Annotated in this window: 20 protein-coding genes and 1 tRNA gene; 11 read left to right on the plus strand and 10 right to left on the minus strand. The window is 42.9% G+C overall.

Going from position 1 to position 20,894, the window contains the following annotated elements; translation table 11 throughout:
• Positions 1 to 31: 31 nt before the first annotated feature.
• The 6 genes from FLA_RS13110 to FLA_RS13135 form a co-directional block, all read right to left on the minus strand.
• The gene (locus FLA_RS13110) at positions 32 to 1,714 is read right to left on the minus strand and encodes a pectinesterase family protein (RefSeq protein ID WP_076381001.1); all 1,683 of its coding nucleotides are present in this window, start codon (positions 1,712 to 1,714) and stop codon (positions 32 to 34) included.
• Between the two features lie 49 nt (positions 1,715 to 1,763).
• On the minus strand, positions 1,764 to 3,368 hold the full coding sequence (locus FLA_RS13115) for a carbohydrate-binding protein (RefSeq protein WP_076381002.1): 1,605 nt from the start codon (positions 3,366 to 3,368) through the stop codon (positions 1,764 to 1,766).
• Between the two features lie 515 nt (positions 3,369 to 3,883).
• Entirely contained in the window at positions 3,884 to 6,643 is a 2,760-nt protein-coding gene (locus FLA_RS13120; protein WP_076381003.1) for a T9SS type A sorting domain-containing protein, read from the minus strand.
• A 177-nt stretch (positions 6,644 to 6,820) separates the two neighbouring features.
• Positions 6,821 to 7,198: a response regulator gene (locus tag FLA_RS13125; RefSeq protein ID WP_084206393.1), complete on the minus strand. Its 378-nt coding sequence runs from the start codon at positions 7,196 to 7,198 to the stop codon at positions 6,821 to 6,823.
• A gap of 106 nt (positions 7,199 to 7,304) precedes the next feature.
• The gene (locus tag FLA_RS13130) at positions 7,305 to 8,414 is read right to left on the minus strand and encodes an AI-2E family transporter (RefSeq protein ID WP_076381005.1); all 1,110 of its coding nucleotides are present in this window, start codon (positions 8,412 to 8,414) and stop codon (positions 7,305 to 7,307) included.
• Positions 8,415 to 8,493: 79 nt separating this feature from the next.
• Entirely contained in the window at positions 8,494 to 9,054 is a 561-nt protein-coding gene (locus FLA_RS13135) for a YciE/YciF ferroxidase family protein (protein WP_076381006.1), read from the minus strand.
• A gap of 342 nt (positions 9,055 to 9,396) precedes the next feature.
• Between FLA_RS13135 and FLA_RS13140 the strand changes: the two genes are divergently transcribed.
• Entirely contained in the window at positions 9,397 to 9,957 is a 561-nt protein-coding gene (locus FLA_RS13140) for a helix-turn-helix domain-containing protein (RefSeq protein WP_076381007.1), read from the plus strand.
• 11 nt (positions 9,958 to 9,968) lie between these two features.
• Here the strand turns inward: FLA_RS13140 and FLA_RS13145 are convergent, their stop codons facing one another.
• On the minus strand, positions 9,969 to 10,277 hold the full coding sequence (locus tag FLA_RS13145; protein WP_076381008.1) for an acyltransferase: 309 nt from the start codon (positions 10,275 to 10,277) through the stop codon (positions 9,969 to 9,971).
• Positions 10,278 to 10,374: 97 nt separating this feature from the next.
• On the opposite strand from FLA_RS13145, the gene FLA_RS13150 reads away from it, so the two are divergent.
• From FLA_RS13150 to FLA_RS13170, 5 genes are all read left to right on the plus strand, one after another.
• Positions 10,375 to 10,809 (plus strand): OmpA family protein, encoded by a 435-nt coding sequence (locus FLA_RS13150; protein ID WP_076381009.1) that lies wholly within the window; start codon positions 10,375 to 10,377, stop codon positions 10,807 to 10,809.
• A 156-nt stretch (positions 10,810 to 10,965) separates the two neighbouring features.
• Positions 10,966 to 11,036: transfer RNA gene (locus FLA_RS13155), tRNA-Cys, on the plus strand.
• Positions 11,037 to 11,458: 422 nt separating this feature from the next.
• Positions 11,459 to 12,712 (plus strand): phage integrase SAM-like domain-containing protein, encoded by a 1,254-nt coding sequence (locus FLA_RS13160; RefSeq protein WP_394337487.1) that lies wholly within the window; start codon positions 11,459 to 11,461, stop codon positions 12,710 to 12,712.
• Positions 12,713 to 13,209: 497 nt separating this feature from the next.
• Positions 13,210 to 14,061 (plus strand): hypothetical protein, encoded by an 852-nt coding sequence (locus FLA_RS13165; RefSeq protein WP_076381011.1) that lies wholly within the window; start codon positions 13,210 to 13,212, stop codon positions 14,059 to 14,061.
• A gap of 339 nt (positions 14,062 to 14,400) precedes the next feature.
• The gene (locus tag FLA_RS13170) at positions 14,401 to 15,450 is read left to right on the plus strand and encodes an IS481 family transposase (protein ID WP_076383033.1); all 1,050 of its coding nucleotides are present in this window, start codon (positions 14,401 to 14,403) and stop codon (positions 15,448 to 15,450) included.
• Between the two features lie 186 nt (positions 15,451 to 15,636).
• On the opposite strand, the gene FLA_RS13175 is transcribed toward FLA_RS13170, so the two are convergent.
• Positions 15,637 to 16,740, minus strand: coding sequence for an HNH endonuclease (locus FLA_RS13175; RefSeq protein ID WP_076383025.1), 1,104 nt, complete (start codon positions 16,738 to 16,740; stop codon positions 15,637 to 15,639).
• Positions 16,741 to 17,155: 415 nt separating this feature from the next.
• On the opposite strand from FLA_RS13175, the gene FLA_RS31480 reads away from it, so the two are divergent.
• Positions 17,156 to 17,302, plus strand: a complete 147-nt coding sequence (locus FLA_RS31480; protein WP_170022678.1) for a DUF2188 domain-containing protein — start codon at positions 17,156 to 17,158, stop codon at positions 17,300 to 17,302.
• A 66-nt stretch (positions 17,303 to 17,368) separates the two neighbouring features.
• Entirely contained in the window at positions 17,369 to 17,515 is a 147-nt protein-coding gene (locus FLA_RS13180) for a DUF1810 family protein (RefSeq protein WP_231940435.1), read from the plus strand.
• Between the two features lie 36 nt (positions 17,516 to 17,551).
• Here the strand turns inward: FLA_RS13180 and istB are convergent, their stop codons facing one another.
• Both istB and istA read right to left on the minus strand, forming a co-directional pair.
• Entirely contained in the window at positions 17,552 to 18,292 is a 741-nt protein-coding gene (gene istB, locus FLA_RS13185) for an IS21-like element helper ATPase IstB (RefSeq protein ID WP_076383023.1), read from the minus strand.
• Between the two features lie 18 nt (positions 18,293 to 18,310).
• Positions 18,311 to 19,855 (minus strand): IS21 family transposase, encoded by a 1,545-nt coding sequence (gene istA / locus FLA_RS13190; RefSeq protein ID WP_076383021.1) that lies wholly within the window; start codon positions 19,853 to 19,855, stop codon positions 18,311 to 18,313.
• Positions 19,856 to 20,107: 252 nt separating this feature from the next.
• Between istA and FLA_RS13195 the strand changes: the two genes are divergently transcribed.
• From FLA_RS13195 to FLA_RS13200, 3 genes are all read left to right on the plus strand, one after another.
• Positions 20,108 to 20,308: a DUF1810 family protein gene (locus FLA_RS13195; protein WP_076382750.1), complete on the plus strand. Its 201-nt coding sequence runs from the start codon at positions 20,108 to 20,110 to the stop codon at positions 20,306 to 20,308.
• A complete protein-coding gene (locus FLA_RS32050) occupies positions 20,277 to 20,387 on the plus strand; it encodes a DUF1810 family protein (protein WP_197705892.1) in 111 nt (36 codons plus the stop codon). Before FLA_RS13195 ends, FLA_RS32050 begins: the two co-directional genes overlap by 32 nt.
• Positions 20,388 to 20,563: 176 nt before the next feature.
• On the plus strand, positions 20,564 to 20,866 hold the full coding sequence (locus FLA_RS13200; RefSeq protein ID WP_231940436.1) for a helix-turn-helix domain-containing protein: 303 nt from the start codon (positions 20,564 to 20,566) through the stop codon (positions 20,864 to 20,866).
• Positions 20,867 to 20,894 lie beyond the last annotated feature (28 nt).

The following is a 20,894-nucleotide window of genomic DNA, read 5'->3' on the forward strand; positions in this document are numbered from 1 at the left end:
GAAGGACGACTCTTTGTTAACTGATCCCTTTCTATTGCTTCAGGAATTTCCTGGTGATAATTTTCCGGCCGTTATTAAATTTTATGATGTAAATGCCCGGTGCAAAGCCGCTAACACTCACCTTGGTTTGGTTACCGGAAAATGCAGAAGTCGACACCAGTCTTCCGGAGTTATCATAGACCAACACTTTCGCATTTTTGTACTCCCCCGTTTTAATAGTCACAAAATCACTGGAAGGATTAGGGAACAACTGAACCTCATTTTCTTCAGTGGATACTTTTAATTCAGCTGAGTCGCTCGCAGCAATGCGTGCGGTTCCGGCTGTAAACACAAAATGATTCAAATTAAACAGATAGCCGGTACCACCGGAAAACGAAAGATACAGATCATGCACTCCACTTACACCGCTTACACTACCTGTTAAGGTTACCCAGCTTTGCCAGCCTCCCGTATTGGCCACATTGAGTGCACCGATTTGCGTACCACCGGCAGCGTCAATCCTGAATTTTATAGTTCCCCCTGTAGTATTGCTGGCAACGCGCGCCGAAACACCGGTGGCGCCGGTACCAAAATTTACCCCGGCAAAACGTATCCAGTCGCTATTATCAACGTAACTGACATCAAGGCCCCCTTCGCTGCAGGTTTCCGTTTGCACGCCCTGCATGCTGTTATAGTCTTCGGCCTGGATAGTAGAAAACGCACTTCTGCTGCTTACAGCGCCGCCCGCAGGTGTGGCATTAATGGTGGCTACCGGATTCCAGTTGTCGGTGGTTGGCGAACTGGAATAGGTGTTTTTGAGCACATTTAAATAATTGTAGCTGGCAGCCTCTGAAGCCGAAAGAAATTGCATCCAGCTTACCCTGCCGCCTGTTGCTGCTCCCGCACCACTGTTGTTGTATTCTCTGAACCGCGCTGTGGATTGATTAGCAGCATTGCCCCAATCGTTCCAGCCGGCAGCCTTGATGCAATTGGTCATGCTCGTATTCATAAAACATACAGCTGCATACGCTCTCCAGGGACGGCCAAGATCTGTGATATTGGAGGAGGCGCCGGTGATATTGCAATTATTGAATACCAGACCATAGGGCATATAGCTTTCTGTAGAAGCTGCTGTGATTGACGTACCCCCATAGCTGTACAACGAGCAACCTTCGAAGAAAGCGGTAGCTGCTCCATAAATGAAATCTGTGGTACCTTCTATGTAGCAATTTTTGGAATATACCCGAACATTGCCACCATACCAGGTGTCCTGACGGGCCAGGAACCGGCAATCATTGAAAATGGTTTTGTCGCCCTGGATATTAACTGCCAATGCCTGCGCAGCAGTACCCGCATTATTCCTGATAGTAATTTTGGTGGCGTAAAAACCCGATCCTCTGATAATAAGGGAGGCACAATCGAAGCCCCACGTAGAGCCCGTTGCCGCATTAATCGTATTGGCATAGAGATTATAGGACAGGATAACCCCATCCCTGCTTTCTCCGATAACCGTTATATTGTTCTTTCCACTGGGAACAGTAAGATGCTCGGTATAGGTGCCATTTTTAATATAAATGATGGTACGTGATGAACTGTTGGATGCTACGGCATTAAACGCTGCCTGAACTGTGGTATAATTACCGGAGCCATCTTGCGCCACAATAATATTATATTGTGCATGTGTGCTGATAAATGATGCCAGTAGCAGGTATAAAAACAATAGTAACTTTTTCATAACTGAGATGTTGGATTGTGAACCATTATAAATCAGGCAGGCTGCCAGTTTATTTTTTCAGGAATCTTTTAGTGAAAACATGGCGGCCATTGATGAATTGGATGGTGTAAACGCCAGGGGTAAAACCTGCCACATTAACGGCGGTATTGTTACTGCCCAATCTGGATTGAAGCACTAGTCTTCCTATATTATCATAGATAAAAACATTGGCCCCCTGCTCTATTTTTTGACTCGTTATAATATTCAACACATTATCAGCCGGGTTGGGAGACAACTGAATTGTGATGTCCTCCTTTGATGCCACAGAGTCGCTCACAGCCATTCGTGCGGTTCCGGCTGTAAACACAAAATGATTCAGATTAAACAGATAACCGGTACCACCAGAGAACGAAAGATACAGATCGTGCACGCCAGTTACCCCACTTACACTACCCGTTAAGGTTACCCAGTTTTGCCAGCCGCCCGTATTGGCCACATTGAGGGCACCGATTTGCGTACCGCCGGCAGCATCAATCCTGAACTTTATAGTTCCCCCCGCCGTATTGCTGGCAACACGTGCAGATACGCCGGTAGCACCTGTGCCAAAATCTACCGATGCAAAACGTATCCAGTCACTATTGTCAATGTAACTAACATCCAGACCGCCTTCGCTACAGGTTTCCGTTTGCACGCCCGACATGCTGTTATACGATTCGGCTTGTATGGTTAAAAAGGCGCTTCTGCTATCAGGTACTGCAATAACATTACCTGCCCCACCTGTAACCACCCCGGGCACACTGCTGGTGGTAGTAAGAGCATAGGAATACGGAACGGTTACAGTGCCACTGCTTGCTGTAAATTGATTTCCGGTGCAATTAGAATAGGTATTGCCTGATATTTGCATGATTCCCCCATCCTGGTAATTGCATGGATCATCCACGCCATTGTAATAATTATTCTGAACCAGCCAATGCGTTCCTATACGTGCATTGGTACAATAAGAATTACCGGCGCAGCTAAAGTAGTTGTTATATACATGGGCATTACTGTAACTTCCGGAGGGCATTCGCTGATCGCATCGTTCAGCAAACCAGTTATGGTGCAGTGACACATGTAAATTACTGCCGGGAGCATCATAGGGATCACCGCCAAGTATCATGGGGAACCTATGATCCACCTGGGTGGGATAAGAGAATTTACACCAGGAAACAGTAACATAGTCTGCCAGGTGGTTTATATCGCAAGAGCCATCCGCGCAGTCAACAAATGACACATGATCAACCCATACATGCGTGCCTCCCCAGATACTAATACCATCGCTTAACCCGGTTCCCGAAGGATTGGTAAAATTCAGGTTCCTGATAATCACATTGTTTACGCCTACGCTTATATTTCCGTTAATGGTAGAACTGGTATTAACCCCCTCAATGGTTTTATTCGCTGCCACATCAAGCCTGTTGCTTAACGTTATGGTGCCTGAAACCCTGATAATATAAGCACTGGAAGATGTAGCGTAGGTTATTAAATTTGTGGCATTGGTTACCGTAACCGTAGTGCCGCCGGCACCGCCGGTGGTAGTTCCGTTTATCATACAATAACCATCCTGTGCAATGGCTACGGTACTTGCTGATAAGTATAAGAATATGAATAATATGGTAAGTAATAATGTTTTCATAAATAGGCTTATATATAATTATTAAATAAGTATTCTGCTTTTTTTACATTATGGCCATATGCCAGGTATTAATTCTACAGACATAAGGTGGGCCTGTTGCAGGATTGGCCATAAGGAAGGGAATAGTAATGTTATTGCCTGCAAGTGGTGGTGCCAGCTTACATAACAGGCAATGCGGTAGCAGCTGAATAGTAAGTGTATTCATGGTTTGGTTAATATGGGTGCAATCGGTTGGCAGTAATTAGTGGTATCAAAAGCCCTTAGTTAAACTTACAGCAAGTTGGAGAAGAGCATGTCCGTTTTTTAATGGAAAAGGTTCAAAATTTGGTAATTGACTGGTAAAGGGATGATCCCGGATATTTTATGGACGATTAAAACGAAAACTGGAAGGCCCGGAATAACACAGGGGATGCACCTGGCATGGTACATCCCCTGTATATATGGTTTTAACCGGCTATATTCTAATAGCAAAGAGGGCTGACAGATGCAGCCCTCTTTGCGTTTTTCAGTAACTTTTACTGTACCAATACCTTACGGGTAAACAAAATAGTATCCCCCGCAGCACTTGCCACTTTCAGCACGTACATACCACGACCTTTCAGGTGTAATGACTCCTGTTGGTTTGGTGCAATGGAACGGCTTTCTACCAGTTTACCGGCAGCATCATATATAAACAATTTACAAGCCTGTTGTACATTTTGCAGCAACGCAGAAAAGTGGCCCTGGTTAGGTACCGGCCATACCAGGAAGCCGGTTTCTGTCTCTTCTGTTTTCACCGGCTGTGCAGCTGCCAGACTTACCGCAGTGGCAGTGTTCAATATATTTATTTTGCGCGTCATGGTAGCCCCTTCTGCATCTGTTACCGTAAAAGAAAAGGCGCCCAGCCCTAAAGCAGACGGCGTAAAGGTAGCTACCCCCGAAGCCAGTGTAACAGCGCCATTGACTGCACCAGACACTGTATAGGAAGGTGATGCCGTAAACCCTTTTGCCAGCTGATTTAACGTAACAGCCACCGGTGCACTGTTCACGGCATTGTAATGTGGCGTTGCCATCCATTGCAGGTAATCATCCAGCTGTGTATATCCATCACCATCGGCATCCGCATTGGCATCTGAAAAATCGCCGGCGGCTGAATTCACATTGGTTCCCTTCAGGCTTTCCCACCAGTTGGGTAAACCGTCATGATCGCTATCCCAGCCCGAAGCGCGTTGTACGGTGGGATAGCTTTCATAGCCGCCAACATCATTCTCATCATCAGGAAAGCCTTTTTTACCGGTAACACTGCCGGTATAAGTGTACGTTCCGTTCAAAGCCTCATTCACTATACGTACATCGTGATCGTCCAATACAGGCAGCGAGCAGCCCACATCCGACAACACCTGCTTATACGCTGTTTTGGCTGTTTGCGTGGTTACATAGGAAGGGAAAAAAGCACTGCTGAGAAAGGTAGTATACGATACAGATTCCCCACTGGCCACCCGGCCGTTGCTTTGACTGTTTTCATCAAAATATCCGGGCATGACGTTGCCGGCGAAGTAATACTGCTGCATACCCAGCCCCACCGCTTCATGCTGTGCATTCAGCGCTTTGAAATAAGTGGTTCCTGCACCGGGCTTATAATAGTTATTGACAAAGTTTACCTTATTAGCACCGCCATCAGTTGAGCGGGAGCCCCAATTGTATACTACATTGTTGGTAATATCCAGGCGGCCGGCATAATACCCGTTGCCATCCAACCCTCCTCCCAGGCTCCAGTTACGGCCGTAACAATGTGCCAGCAGGTTATGGTGAAAGCTACCCGTATCGCCACCTATGGTGGCCGCATAGCCATGTTCGGTACCAGCCGGATAGTTCTGGTGCCCCGCTGCATTCAGTGCTTCTGAAATAAGCGTACGCTGCAGGGTAATATTGCGGGCATTGCGCGAGCTGAAAGCTTCATCAATAGTCCAGCTGATAGAACAATGATCCATAATGCTGTAATTAGCGCCCGTTAACCCCATTCCATCATACGTAGTTCCTTTGCCTAAACGCAGGCGCATATGCCTTACCACCGCATCATTACCCGTAATGCCAAAAGGAGCCGCCCGTATACAAATACCCTTACCCGGCGCGGTTTGCCCTGCTACCGTTACATAGGGCTGACTCAATACCAGTCTGGAGCTGAGCGTAATAACCCCCGACACGGTAAACACAATGGTTCGGGGGCCTATGTCGTTGGTAACAGCGGCACGCAGGCTGCCGGGACCATCATCATTCAGGTTGGTTACTTCCACTACTTTTCCGCCCCTGCCGCCACGTGCATAACGGCCATAGCCCTCCGCGTCCGGAAAAGCTTTCTGCGCTGTGCGAAACATCCACACATTGCCTTTGGTCACTACCGAACCTAGCACTTCATCTACCCGCCAGTAATAGGTAAGCATACTGTACAGGCCCGTTATGGCATGCGTGGTAACGGCATTGGCTTTACAGCCTTTATACAGCGGCGAGGTAGTAGTGGCATTGGCTACAGCTGCAGAGTCTGTACCAAAATATACCTGGTGCGTAGGCGTTCCGGGGCCTGATGTCCAGCCCAGGGTAAAATTGTTCGATGGTGCTTCTACATGTTCGTTCTGGTGGCCGGGCACCGGTAGTCTGGCCTGTTGTGTAGCATTGGGGGTATTTAACTCCAGTCCATTGATAATAACATTTTTAATGGTTTCAGACCCGGTGGTTTCACTTCTGAATAAAACCACTACATCTGTATTGGCCTGTGCTGTAATGGTAAGATAGGAAATACGCGCATCTGCCGTTAGCAGCGCCCGGTTGGTAGGCACCAGGTTATTGGTAACCAATACTCCGTTCACCAGAATATCTATCGGACTGAAGGTGTTGGCAGGCGCCTGTACGTTGTTGTGATAGGTAAGCAAGGTGTGCTGACCAGCCGGCAACCCTTTTATACGCAGCTCTATCTCTCCCCCTGCATTGCCATCTTTCACCGTAACACCATCACATACCAGCCTGGCATAGCTGGGCGATTGTATACCGGCTTTATACCAGTCTGTTCCCAGGCTGGTGCCTGCGGTTCCTTTTTTGAGCACCAGTTTTATGCCGTTCACCGTAAGTGAGTCTGTAACGGCCTCGGGTACTACCCAGGCGGTATAACCCGGTTCCGTAACTTCTGCGGTGGCCCTTCCGGCCTGATCAAAATCAATTTTTACTACAGGAGATTGTGCTGTTGCAGTAAGCACAAGGCATGGCCATAGCCCTATGGCTAATAGCAATCGTTTGGTTTTCATTGATTACACTGTTAGATTATGATTTCATTGGCAATACTGTTATTTCCGCAGCCCTCCGGATGGCTATAGAAAATAACAGTGTACTAAAGTAATCAGCCCTCTGTTGGTGGTACAATGGAAGATTTACCTAATATGCTGGATTATTTTGCAACCAGGTAAAAGCCGATATATAAAAAGCTATTTCGCGTATACCGACAACGCGTATTCCAGTTTATTCAAAGATTCCTGGAATGAATATCCTTTCACAAAGAAATAAGTAGCTCCCAGGGATAATACTTCAGCCTCTTCCCACTTGGATGTGGAAACAAGAATAACCGGTAAATGACGGCTTATTTCTTTTCTAATGATGGTAACCAATTCTTTGCCGTCCATTACGGGCATATTTATATCGGAAATAACCAGGTCTACAGACAAAGACCGGCAAATATGCAATGCCTCAATTCCATTTTTGGCCAGGTAGCATTCAATCTCTGGAAGCAGCGTCTGTATCATTTCCTTCAAAATCATTAAATCTTCCGGATCATCTTCCACTAATAATACGTTAGTAATCATCATGAATAAAATTTGAGCACACCAACACCTCCTTCTCAACACCGGATGTTGGAAATAGTTAATTTTCTCAATAAAATCTTTCAATATATAAAGTACAAAAAACGATCAACTAATTTTTTTTGCCGCTTAAGGATTTGCCTATTCTGCGACTGATCTGTCGAAACTGTCCTTTATGTTGGGTAGGCACTTCTGTTCCAAGAAGTTTACCCCAGGGTTTGAGGTCCGGAACGCGGTCAAAAATAATTTTCAATACGCCCGTGAACGGGATAGACAGGAACATGCCTGATACACCCCAAAGAGAGCCACCCAAAAAAACGATGATTATGGATACAAGGGCATTGATCTTGACTTTAGAAGAAACCACATAGGGAATAAGAAAGTGGTTATCGGTAAACTGAATAATAGCATAGGCAATACAGATGGCAACTTGCGTGTGTATACCGCTTTGGGTTAAGGTAGCAATAACAACAGGTATTAAAACAGCCAGAATACCACCAATAAAAGGAATAACATTCAATAGTGCCCCCATAACCCCCAGAAGTACTGCGTATTTAACACCCAGTATCAAAAGCGCCACAGAGTTAAGAGTGGCTACAATAATTGCCTCCAGTAAAAGGCCAAACATATACTGTTGGATGGCACTTTTGGTTTCTGTCAATATTTTACGAACACTGCTCTCATTTTCTTCCGCAAAAACTTCGTACAGGAAATTAAGTAGCAGGGCTTTATAAAAGAGAAACAGAAAAGTGTAAATAGGCAGCAGCACAAAACCCGCAAACCCACCGAGTGCAGATGATGCAGTAGCGGCTAATAGCGGTTTTAAAGCAGTTTTTCCTTCATGGAGATATTGTTGCTGTTGATTTCTATCCATACCCAGGTGTTGTTGCATGAACGCCTGCGCCTTACTGCCCATTTCAGCCAGCTTTTTTTGAAAAATGGGAAGCTGGTCGCTGAAACCTCTCACCTCCATCACAAGCAGCAGACCTATACCAATAAGAATGAGCATAGCAACTAATACCGCCACGCTAATACTTACAACATGAGGGAAATGCCCTTTTTTTACCAGGAAATTGGTCAGTGGATTTAACAGTATAGCCAGCATCACAGAAAAAGCAAGCGGGATTAATGTGTCAGCCAAATGAAAAAGAGCATAGGTAAGCAGAATAAGCCCAAAAAGGACAACAGTGCTTTTGAGATAGAAGGGATACTTTTTAAGCATAGATGCACATTGAAATAATGAAAGCAAGTAAAGGCGACAATTATGCCGCCTTTACTTGCTTTTACATACAGGATACATGCTATTGATTGTTTTCGGGATAGATAGTGTTTTCTGATGTTGCAACAGGCTCTTTACTAGCCTGGTAGTTAATACCTTCTTCTGCTATATCCGTTAAAAGGGAATCTGCATCCTTTTCTTCCTCCAATGTATCTTCCAACAAGCCGGCAAGCTCTTCCTTGTCTAATGTTCGGGCCAGTTGCGCCAGGCTACCGTAACACGCCATCTCGTAGTGTTCTACTTTTTGGGCAGCAATAATCAATGCCACGTCACGCTGCGCAGTTCCGGATTCAGTTTCATCTATCACCTGCCAGCCCTCGTCAAATATGCCTTGCAGCCCAATACAGGGCTTTGGCTCAGGGGATAGTTGCAGTAAATGAAAAACTTCGTCCAGGCGCTGTATATGGTTATTCGTTTGATGACGATGTGTGGAAAAACACTCTTTTAAAGTATCCGTAGTGGCTTCATCACGCATGGTTGCCAGCACAGACAGCAAATGCGTTTCGCTCCAATACATTTCCTGTAACATCGTAATAAAAAAAACTTCCAGCTTTGAATGTGCTCCACTATCTACTTGTTCCATAATGTAATTAATTTAATTTGATAATAGTATAGCCTGTAAAATCATTCCGTGCCTATATCTTAAACAGTGTGGCAACAACCATTACTATTAATACCCATGTATAGCAAAATGGGTATTCTAAAGGGCATTCCGGAAAGCGGTATGTATAAAAATAAAAGTTACCGTAACGCATTGCCCTAACAGCCTGACGCTTTCCATGCAATTCGCTCACTATAACATCATTACAAGAAAACATGCTGTCTATGCAAACAAATACTTAAATATTTAAATAAATACTTTACAATAATATATATCTTTAAGTGATCTCCCCCTGCATTATATACCTTATATGCGCTGTGCAAAATGAAACTAGTGATAAAGAACATGGTAAGCCTCAGGTGCAAACTGATTGTTAAGGCTGAATTAGAAAATCTGCACATACATTTTAGCGAATTAGGATTGGGCGAAGTGCTTATACAGGAAGAATTGTCGGCCCGGCAAATGATAGAGCTGTCCACCAACTTGTCTAAATCGGGCCTGGAGTTGCTGGAAGACAGAAAAGGCATTCTCATTGAAAGAATTAAAAATGTGATCATTGAAATGATCCATTACAGTGAAGAGCCTCCTGTAAATAACTTTTCGGCCTACTTAAGCAATAAGCTTCATTATGACTACAATTACCTCTCTACCCTGTTCTCGGAAATGGAGGGTGTTACCATTGGTAATTTCATGATGGCACATAAAATAGAGCGGGTAAAAGAACTGCTGATATACAATGAAATGAGCCTGACCATGATTGCAGCAAAACTGCACTACAGCAGTGTAGCACACTTGTCTAACCAGTTTAAAAAAGTAACGGGTGTAACTCCCTCCTGCTTTAAAAACAGGAAACACAAACGCCTGATAGCACTGGAAGACCTGTAAAGCAGTGAATCCTACGCCCAGCTAATGGCCGGTTTAATGTTTTTTGCCGGGTTGCCCCCTATCAGGGAATTTTCCTGCGTAAACACGCCACGTACAATAGAGCCTGCGGCAATAACACAACCAGAGGGTATCACGGTGCCTTTATAAATTTTCACATCACATCCAACCCATACATGATTGCCAATGATAATTTCTGCCGGCTTATTTTGTTTGCCTTCGTAAGTGATGGAATGAAAGTCTTCATCCAGGAACTGGCAATTCCAGGATATTACACAATCATCACCAATTACCAGCTTGTGGCAGATTACAAAAATGCTCATGGCGTTAATATATCCATTTTGTCCAATGGTGACCGTGATACAATTACCGGTGTCAGTTCTAACAGCGAGCGCCCAACAAACTGTATACACCGTGGAAATGAGTGGAATGTTTGGCGACAGCCAGGTGATACACAAAACCATTCTGCTGAACCTTACCTCCAACTTCACCTCAACGGCCGGAACACACTACGCCGTATTGTTCGACTTTAACAGCTCCAAAACCATTACCGCTAATCAAAAATTCCTGGAAGACATGGTGGCCCCGCAGGTTACAGATAGCTCTACAGTAATCATTCACGGACACGCCGATATCATTGGCAATGAAAACCAGAACCGTTCTTTATCCAACAACCGCGTTCGGGAAGCACGGCAGATATTAGAATCCGCATTAACCGCCAAGGGACGAAAAGGCGTAAAATTCGAGTACTATGGGTTTGGGCAGGACAAAATCATGTCGCCATTCGGTAACCAGTTACCGGAAGAGCGCTTTTATAACAGAACAGTGATTATTGACATTATCCGGGGGCGATAGCCCCCCTTACCGTCATTCTTTTTATAGAAAAAAGGATGATGGAATAGAGGAATAGATTGGTATAACCGTCTCATTCAAAATCTTTTAAAGATTTTTGGAATAATATTTTGTAATTCAACACTTTCCCCTATTTTTGCCATCCCAAATAACACAAAGGGTCCTGTGGCCGAGAGGCTAGGCAGAGCTCTGCAAAAGCTTCCACAGCGGTTCGAATCCGCTCGGGACCTCCGGGAGAAAAGGTTACAGCAATGTAACCTTTTTCTATTCTTACCTATCTTAACACTTAACGTGTTGTTTTTGAGGATTTTGCAACACCGAACCGAGCTGTTCAATTTTACCTTTACAAAGAAGCAGACATTACTTTAATCGACAAAAAAATCGACAAAAGTTTAAATTTTGTTAGTCATGTTTTAGTCGCTCGGTAGCTAATCGACAAAATGATCGACAACTAATCGACAGACTTTTACATCGAATCCCAACAAGAACTAAAACACCCTTGTCGATCACTTGTCACAACTTACAATGTATGTTACCAGTTAAGGCGATCTGTGATCGTAGAGCTAGAAAAGATGGCACCAACCCTATCTGTATTCAGTACTGCTACCGAACCGATCAAAGGACAGTGTTAAACACCGAAATCTATGTTCCTATGAAGTACTGGCATAAAAGGCTATGCCGTATTACCGCCGAACTACCACCAGAGTACGGCAGCTATGAAGCACTAAACACCAGGATTAAAAAGCAGATGCGTGCCGTAGAAGATCTCATTGATTTTGCTACAGAGCAAAACATACACCCGCTTGAATTTGTAAAAGCGGCTTACAAGCCTGATATAGACACGAAAATATTGGACGCTACTACTCTTCTGGCTGCAAAAGAAGAAGCCGTTAAACCGGATAAAAATCAGGACAAGCCTAAGCCTGTTAATCCTTTGGACATATACTATCAGATTAATGACTATATCAAATCCAAAGAGAAGAAAACCTGCAAGGATATGCCGCGCATCTACGCCAATATGCGCGATCACTTAAAGGAGTTTGAGCAGTTCAGAAAGAAGCCTATTACTTTTAGCTGCCTGGACTTAACTTTTTATGAAGAGTTTGTGGACTTCCTTACCTACGACTATGTACATAAGCGCCGAAAAACGCAGATTGTAGGTTTGAAGGTTAATACTGTAGGCAAAACCATTAAACAGTTCCGCACTTTCCTGCGTAACCGTATGCGTAAAAGGATTATCCCCCCTATTGATATGGAAGGCTGGACTATACTGGAAGAAGAAGTGGATGCTATTTATTTTTCAGAAGAGGAAATCAGGAAGATTACAGACGTAGATTTATCCAACTTTCCCGAACTGATTGACGACAGGAACGACACGGTACTAGGTTGCTTAACAGGGCTGCGTTTTTCTGACTTCTCTAAATTAGATGTCTATGATTTACGCGATGATATGTTGCACAAAAAGCAGCAGAAATCAGAACACTGGGTAGTAATTCCGTTACGGCCGGAAGCGCTTACTATTTTGCAAGAGCGTTTTAATAAAGGTATTGTTACCAGTGATAACGGTGAGTTTAATAAGAACATCAAGCTCATTACAAAGTTGGCTGGTATATGTGATCTTGTAAAGCATTCCCATAAGAAGCTCAATAAAAATGTAGTTGAGGTTAAGCCTAAGTATGCGTGGGCTACTTCACACACCTGCCGTCGTTCGTTCTGCACAAATGAGTTCTTAGCAGGTACGCCTGTAGAGTTGATTATGAAAATAAGCGGACATAAAAGTGTGAAAGACTTTTACAAATACATACGTATATCGCCGGAAGAAGCTGGCAGGAAGATAAAAGAGATCTGGAAACTGCGGGAACAATTGATTGTTAGTAGCTCAAATACAAAGGTTGCAACCGCATAATTTCTTATCTCAGCATTGAAACAGGCCGAGACATACATAATCATGGTCGGAAGATTATTCTTTCGACCATTTTTACAAGCATTGAGACATTTGCAATATCTATTTATCATTTTGGCATCTAACAAGTCATAAGGTATATCTAAATTCAAGGATCTCAAAACCGCCTTAAAACAACTATTAGGGGTTGTAGCCAGAGGAGTTCATTGCCTTTTTATCAAACTGCCAGAATCGATTAGATTACAGGTAGCAATCGGGAGACATTTGCATCATGTTGCCAGCGAGCAATGGCGTTATTTGTCCTGAACAATTACTACCTAGTAGTTAAGCTAAAAGGAAAAGCTGTAGCGCGAGAAAACAGAATTGTCTTTTGGGGATAGTTAGATCATTCTGTAAAAAGGGAAGCTGGACAATATTAAATATCACTCACTATTCTTAGAATATAATATATTTACATTCAGGCACTTATACTTGTTTTAGCATATATTAAATCTGTTTGCATGGAAGCTGTTACGGACTTTTTTAAAGAGCTTAGGAGCCGATTTACTAACCCTCTTTTTTCCTCTTTTTTGTTTGCTTGGGCGATCTTCAACTGGAGGGTTGTACTGGGCATCATTCGTTATCCTTCTAAAGAGCTTGAAAGAGCCGGTTATGATACATATATAGAATTGGTTACAAAAAATAGTGATTGCTGGAACATGCTGTTTGGACCTATAATCAGTGCGATTTTGTATGTTATGTTCTTTCCAATCATACGAAATGGAATAAGTGCCTGGCAGGCTTTCTGTGTGGCATGGGGTACAGACTGGCAGGTAGCCATCTCAAAAGACTCGGTTGTACCGATAGACATCTATTTAAAGCGTACAAAAGAAACAGATATACTAAAGGGGCAGTTGCAGGAAATTCTGGCAAAAGAGAATTCAACATTAGATGAAAATCTTTTATTAAACACCGAAATAGTTAAAGTCAGGGCTGAACTAGAAGAAAAGGCGATGCGTCTAAAGTTTATTGACGAATTATCGCAGATAACCTTCTTTGAAGGTGATTGGCTTGTTGTACACAGGTTGAATGAAAATAAACTGGAAAGCCAGATGGTGTCTATAAATTCCGGCAATATGAACTTGTCATCAAGCAATGCTATAGGAAGTATAAAGAGCCTTTATTATAATACTGTGAATAGAATTTTATTAATGGATATTGAAATATTGGAGCAGGGCGACGAATCAACATACGGTAGCCCAATTAGAAGGAAGGAATATTTCTCCTTTAGTCCAACCAATACGGTTCCTTTTGCATTAAAAGCTATCAATAGTAATAGCTCTATTGTGGAATTACGCAGACTTGCTAACTAAATTCGGTTTTCAATATCGCCTGAATTATAGCTAAGACTACTTAAAGAAGGTTAAGTTTGGCAAAAAAAAATTGCATTTTCCTATCACAGTACGAGAGTATGGCACATTTACACTACAACCGAATGTGATGAGATTTGATGCGTATTTACTAAAGACAACCATAATAAACAGCATGTAGCTGCATTATTGGTTAAAATAAATCACAAGAAAAAGTATGACGATAGAATGCAAGCTAACCTAGATGACTACAACTCTAAATTGTAGAAGTTAAGATTTGATCTGACAAATGGGATTAATTTTAAGTAACCACACTTTTAACCAATCCCAAAATGTCAGACCATGAAATCTGAAACTAAGTTAATCAAAACCAAGTTAGGACTCCTCAATTTAGCGGCTCATTTAGGCAATGTATCTCAAGCTTGCAAGGTAATGGGCTACAGTCGCGACAGCTTCTACAGAATTAAAGAGCTGTACGATACCGGAGGAGAAAATGCCCTTCACGAAATCAGCCGAAAGAAACCTATTATCAAGAATCGCGTTGAGCCAGCCATCGAAGAAGCAGTGGTTACTATGGCCTTCGAGAATCCTGCCTGGGGGCAGCAGCGGACCAGTAATGAACTGCGCAAGAAGGGTATTTTTATTTCAGGCGGTGGTGTTCGTAGTGTTTGGCAACGCCATGATCTGGAAGTATTTGATAAGCGCCTGAAAGCATTAGAAGCCCGTGTGGCTCAGGATGGTCTGATACTTACCGAAGCTCAGATGATAGCAATGGAGCGCAAAAAAGAAAAGCGGGAATCCCAGGGTGAAATAGAAACTATGCATCCAGGTTACCTCGGTTCCCAGGATACTTACTACGTGGGCACAATTAAGGGCGTGGGCAGGATCTATCAGCAAACCTTCATTGATACCTATAGTCGTGTGGCCTTTGCCAAGCTCTATGACGGCAAAACAGCCCTTACAGCAGCAGATACGCTGAATGATCGGGTATTGCCTTTCTTTGAATCACATCAGATCCCACTTCTTCGAATTCTTACAGACCGTGGCACTGAGTACAAAGGCAAACCAGAGCACCACGAATATGAACTATACCTGCAAATCGAGGGTATTGATCACACCAAAACCCAGGTGCGGCATCCACAGACGAACGGTATCTGTGAAAGGCTTCACAGGACTATGCAAGAAGAATTTTACGCGGTCACATTCCGGAAAAAACTGTACGACAGCATCGACGATCTGCAAAATGATCTGGATGCTTGGATGGAGTACTACAACAATGAAAGACCACATAGTGGCAGATATTGCTTTGGTAAAACTCCTATGCAGACATTTATCGAATCACTACCTTTAGCAAAACAAAAGCTGCTGAATGACCTATATTCAGCAGCTTAATATCTTTGTTTTAATCCTCGTTTGTCAGATCAAATACTATCTAATACATCTAAATTTTAGAATTGTAGTAAAGTTATTTGATTGTATTATTAATATTGCCAATGAACTAATACCCATTTTTGCCGGAGTTTACTTATTAAATCTACCGCAATTACGGCCACAAGTATCATCTCGATTAGGGAACCTCTATTCCTTTGGTATATTTATTCTGGCATTTTCATCTATAAAGAAAATCCCTTTGGCGTTCTCTAAATCCAATTGAGAAGCTTCGGTAGTCTTTGTAGCCGGGTCGTACCTGACAATGTTAGTCAATTCGTCTTGACTGACTTTAAAATTCACACTGTGTTTTTCCCCCTTAACCATATCAGTTCGCCCAAGATTAATTGGTGAATATGTTATCTTAGGAATCTCTACCTCCGTTGAAAAAACAGGTGGACTCCATATATAAGGAATTGCTGATTTAAAGTATAGAGGTAAATCAAAGATGCAATAAGGAATAAACATCTGGTATATGTAATTCTGGAAATAAAGAGCGAACACATATGCAGGATAAATAAATGAAGTAGTATCTTTTCTCCTGTAAAGAAAACCTATTGGAGCAGGATAACCACCTGCTATATGCTGAGTATAGACCCCCATAGTGCAAAGACTTTCAATAGAACCATCAAGCTCTTTGGTCATTAGAATCTCGAGGGTCCTTTTAAAGTATTTAGTGTCCTCTTCTTTTATACAGGATAAAGCCATTTTTAAAAAAATCTTGTATACGTTTATCGGCCTATACGAAGGTTTAGTATAGGTTATCTTAGCCTGGCCAGTATTTTTATCAAATGTAAAGGTCTGATCAGAGATATTATCTCGATCGAATAACAGACCTTCAGGCAAAATCCCTTCTTGTATATTACTTAGATTCGTTTTTTCGGCACGAAGACTCTTCTCTGGCGAAACAAACTTGATCTTTTCTTTTCCTTTTACGTCATTCAACACCCTTGATGCTCCCAGAAAATTCGCAAGATCATTTTCGTATTTTGAAAAAGTAGAATTACATCTATCGCATTCAAAATCCGAAACTAAATAGCGATTTCCCAATAAATTAGGAAACAAGTGGGCATCCTTGCGGAACTTAGTATTGGGAGAATAACTATTACCACAGAATCGACATCGTCTGCTAGTTTTGGGTTTTAATCCCGTCATTTTCATTTCTGGGCAAGTATGAGAACTTTCCAAGTCGTAAATCCTGAAGAATAGCTTCGCGTGTTCTTCAAACCCAGGCGGAACACAAACAGTACTCATTTACAGTTATTTTATGTAAATTAAGAAAATTAAGTCGATCAATATCTGTTCTAAGAAAGTGTTAAGCTGCTATTCGTTTCTTTCTCCGGAACAGAAGCTATCATTTCGCAACGAGAAGTAAAAGCAAGACTAATCAGTAATATTAAAAACGCTTTCGGCTACTACTATTGTGTAGGACTGACTTTATAGGCACTAAGCTCCCCCCTCGACAACCAAGTGAAGAAAAATGACAGTAATACTTTCTTGTGATTAGTTCTCCTCGTATTTTTCATTCTGCCACCTATTGGAACTCATTCCGTTTTCTTCAAATTTCATTCGGCACCTTAACCTTTTTTAATACGTTTTAATATAAAATCAATATGTAATCGTTCAGTTTTGATTCCTGGGAGTCACGTCAATACTCTAAATACCTTTTATGCTTTGGTACAACGGCGATTATCCGCCATCATATAAGAGCCAGCCTAAAGCCATTCGCGATAAAGTTAGAGAAATTGCCAATGAAGTGCTTCGGACTACCGGCAATGAAGGGGCAGTTGTTACTACCGGATTAAAACAAGCCTGACTGTATTTTGCTAAAAAGAAGAAGGAGGAAAAGAAATTAACACAGGCATCGTACTATAAGGTAGCATTGGAGGAAGTCAGGAGCGGACGAAAGCGGAGTCACTGGATATGGTACATCTTTCCCCAAATCCAAGGATTAGGATTTAGTGTGTATATTCTGATGATGTTGACCCAGTGTTCTGGGATGTTCACCCACCTGCGAAGCAGGCAATAAGAGTAAGAGCTTGATGCAGGTTAAAAATACAAAGTGTTATTGATTAGCTTTCTCTTTTTTTCTTCGGAGAGATTCACCTTTGAGTTCCACCCGGTGAGCATTGGCTGTCAGCCTGTCAAGCGTGGCATCAGCTAAGGTGGGATCGTTTAAGTATTCATGCCATTTTGCAACTGGTAATTGTGAGGTCACAATAACACTCTTTTTCCCATACCGGTCTTCCAGTAACTGTAGTAAGGTAAGACGCATATCCTGCGTCATCGGTGCCAGGCCAAAGTCATCCAGGATAATCAGGGATTGGCGTTCCAGTTGATTTAAAAGTTTAATATAAGAGCCATCCAGTCTGGCCAGGGTTATCTTCTCCGCAAGCCGGTTCATGTTCAGGTAAATAGTTTTATAACCATGCAGGCACGCCTGGTGTCCCAGAGCGCACGCCAGATGACTTTTTCCGCAGCCGGTTGCACCCGTAATCAGTATGTTTTCTCCCTGTAAGAGGTATCTGCCTTCTGCCAGCATAGCCAGTTGTTGTTTAGTGATGTTTCTGGCCTGACTACATTCCACTTGTTCTATGGTCACTGGTAGCCGGAGCTTTGCGAGCTTAAGGCAAAGAGCTGTTTTTTCATTAGAACGGTTTTGTTCTTCAGATTGAAGCAGGTGGGCTATTAGTTCATGACCATCCAGTTGCTGATCCATAGATAGTTCCAGCTGGGAACGGTAAGCCTGGTACATACCTGGCAGTCGCAGTTGTTGCATTTGCTGAAGCGTTTGCGTTGTGTTCATTTTTTTTAGTTTATGTAATTATTGATAATGCTCTTTACCTCTTATGTTATCATGGGTTAGTGGCGGTGGTGCTTCTTCTAATGGCAACTGTTTGTCAAGGGCACGTTCCAGAACATTCCTGATCATGGTGTAGTTAACACGGGTGCCTTGTAGTATGCGGGCGCAGGCAGCTTCCAGCCGTCCGGATCCGTATTTTTTCGAGAGCATCAGCATGCCAAAACAGGCTTTGTAATTCTGCTCTATGTAAATGCTATTTTCCAGCATAAGTGCTGCCGCCTGGTATGTAGAGGGACCTATACGGGTTGCCTGGGCCAGTAGGTCTTCCCGATTCCAGCCTTTAATCTGTTGCATCTGCTGATGATGGGGAGGCATATGCTCAGCCAGTGTTGTATACGACTTTTGGTGGCTTTTGCGTATATGCAGGGCTATACGCTGATGATCCAGGTATACTTCTACCGTCCGGTGATCATACAATACTTTTACCTTTTTGCCTACATGCACATAGGGTACGCTGTAATAATGATGATCTTCTGAGAGCTGTATATGGTAGTTGCGTTGAACCGTAAGAGTAACCACCTTTTTAGGGCTAAAGGGTTCGGTGGGTAATGGTTTAAGGGCGCTGCGTTCCTGCTGTTCAAAGTAATACCAGCGGCTATAAGGTGTATTCTTGTAAGGCTTGTTATTGAGCAGGAGCAGCTGTTCCTGCATGGCTACATTTAGCGCCTGCAGGCTGGTGAACTCCCGGTTTCTTAAAGGAGCATACACATGAGTATATACTATATTAACAGCACGTTCTGCCATCGCTTTATCTCTGGGGCTATACGGGCGGGTTGCACTAAAGGTGGTGTTATAATGCTCACTGAGCTGATGGCATATATCTGTAAAAACAGGTTCATACCGGCTGGGATGGGTTACGGCAGTTTTCAGGTTATCGCAAAGAATGGTGGCGGGCACACCGGTATAAAACATCAACATAGCATTGATACAGGTGGTAAAGTCTGCGGTTTGCTGGCTATGTACCGCCAGGCAAAAAATAAGACCGCTAAAAGGCAGGATAGCCACAAAGACCTGGCATGGAACAAGCTCGCCGGTAGATAGGTCTATATAAGACTGCTTTTTACCTGCAAAGTCGATCATAATCATATCGGCTACCTGGTATTCCAGGTGCATTGATAAGTCCCTGTTTTTAAGGTATTGATTGAGGTGGTGGCAATAATGGCTGTACACATAGCCGTCTGGATGTTGAACCATGTATTCCTGCCAGAGCAATTGCCGTGTCACACCGGTTTTATTCAATTCAACCTGGGCATATTGAAAATGAGTAATCAGTTGTTGCAGGCGGTTTGCATCATGAACCACGCTATCGTTTCCATAGGCTCTGTCAGCAAGCGTTTTATTATCGGATTCTTCAACAGGAGTATCTGCAGCAAGCAAAGCAATGTATTTACGCACACTATTACGGCTGATGCCTATACGCCGGGCTATCTCACGTATACCGACACCATCCTTTTGAAGCTGAATAATCTGTTTTAATTGTTCCATTGCTATGGGCTTTTGTGCCATGCTCCTGTTTTTGGAGCAAATGACTATAAAAAGCGCCTACTATTATTTCCTGCTGTCGGGTGGGTCAACATGCCAGAATGACAATGGTGTTTCGTAACCAGAATTACGGTTGGGGGTGGGTCAACATTCCAGAATCGCTAAAAAACGAATCCCAGAAAAACCTTCTAAACGGGTGGGTCAACATCCAGAATGGTGGGTCAGCATGAAAACAGAACGATGGGTTAACATAATTCAGAATCTACATTTAGTGAAATGGCGCAGCGCTACGACATCAGCGATTTAGGTGAAGCAGTAGATTACCTGGCGCATCCGGCACTAAGAAAACGGCTGATGAAAATCAGCCAGGCTTTACTGGAACTTCCCAGCAATAATACTACGGAGATTATGGGGCGTTCCGGCGATATAAAATTGCAATTCATCTATGACATTATTTTCATTGGTTCCCGATGCTGATATTGTTTTCAAGGCCGTACTTGAAAAGTTTTTTAGTGGCAAGCAAGATAAAGCTACCCTTTCGCTCTTGTCCCTTTAGAAAATTTTTCAGCATATTTTGGATTTTTTTGGCAAAAGTCATCCTAAACGTGCCCAAACCGGGAAAGGGCACTTTTCGGTTGTTGTATCATTGTAAAATAGCAGCACAGCTACTATTTCAACATTAAACTTTTGAAAATGGAAACAATGAATCACAACGAAAAAAAACAGACAGTTATGTTATTCCCTTTTGACCCGGAAGTATTTTGGCAGCGGGTGCGACTTATCATACGGGAGGAAGTGAGCCGGGTAGAAAAAGCCGCCCCGGTAACTTCCTTATATGAAACGCCGGGGCTGGAATACAAACCACTTTACAAGATAGAAGAAGTATGCCAGCTCTTCCAGATTAGCAAACCTACCATCTACTCATGGGTGGAATGCGGTAAGCTAAAACCAGTAAAAATTCGTTCACGTGTATTTTTTCTATGGCAGGACATTCAATCTCTTTTGAAGGAAGGGCGGAAAGATACCGCTGCGTAAAGAATTAGTATAAAAAATACTTTTTAAT

The organism is Filimonas lacunae (assembly GCF_002355595.1).
Taxonomy (GTDB): Bacteria; Bacteroidota; Bacteroidia; order Chitinophagales; family Chitinophagaceae; genus Filimonas; species Filimonas lacunae.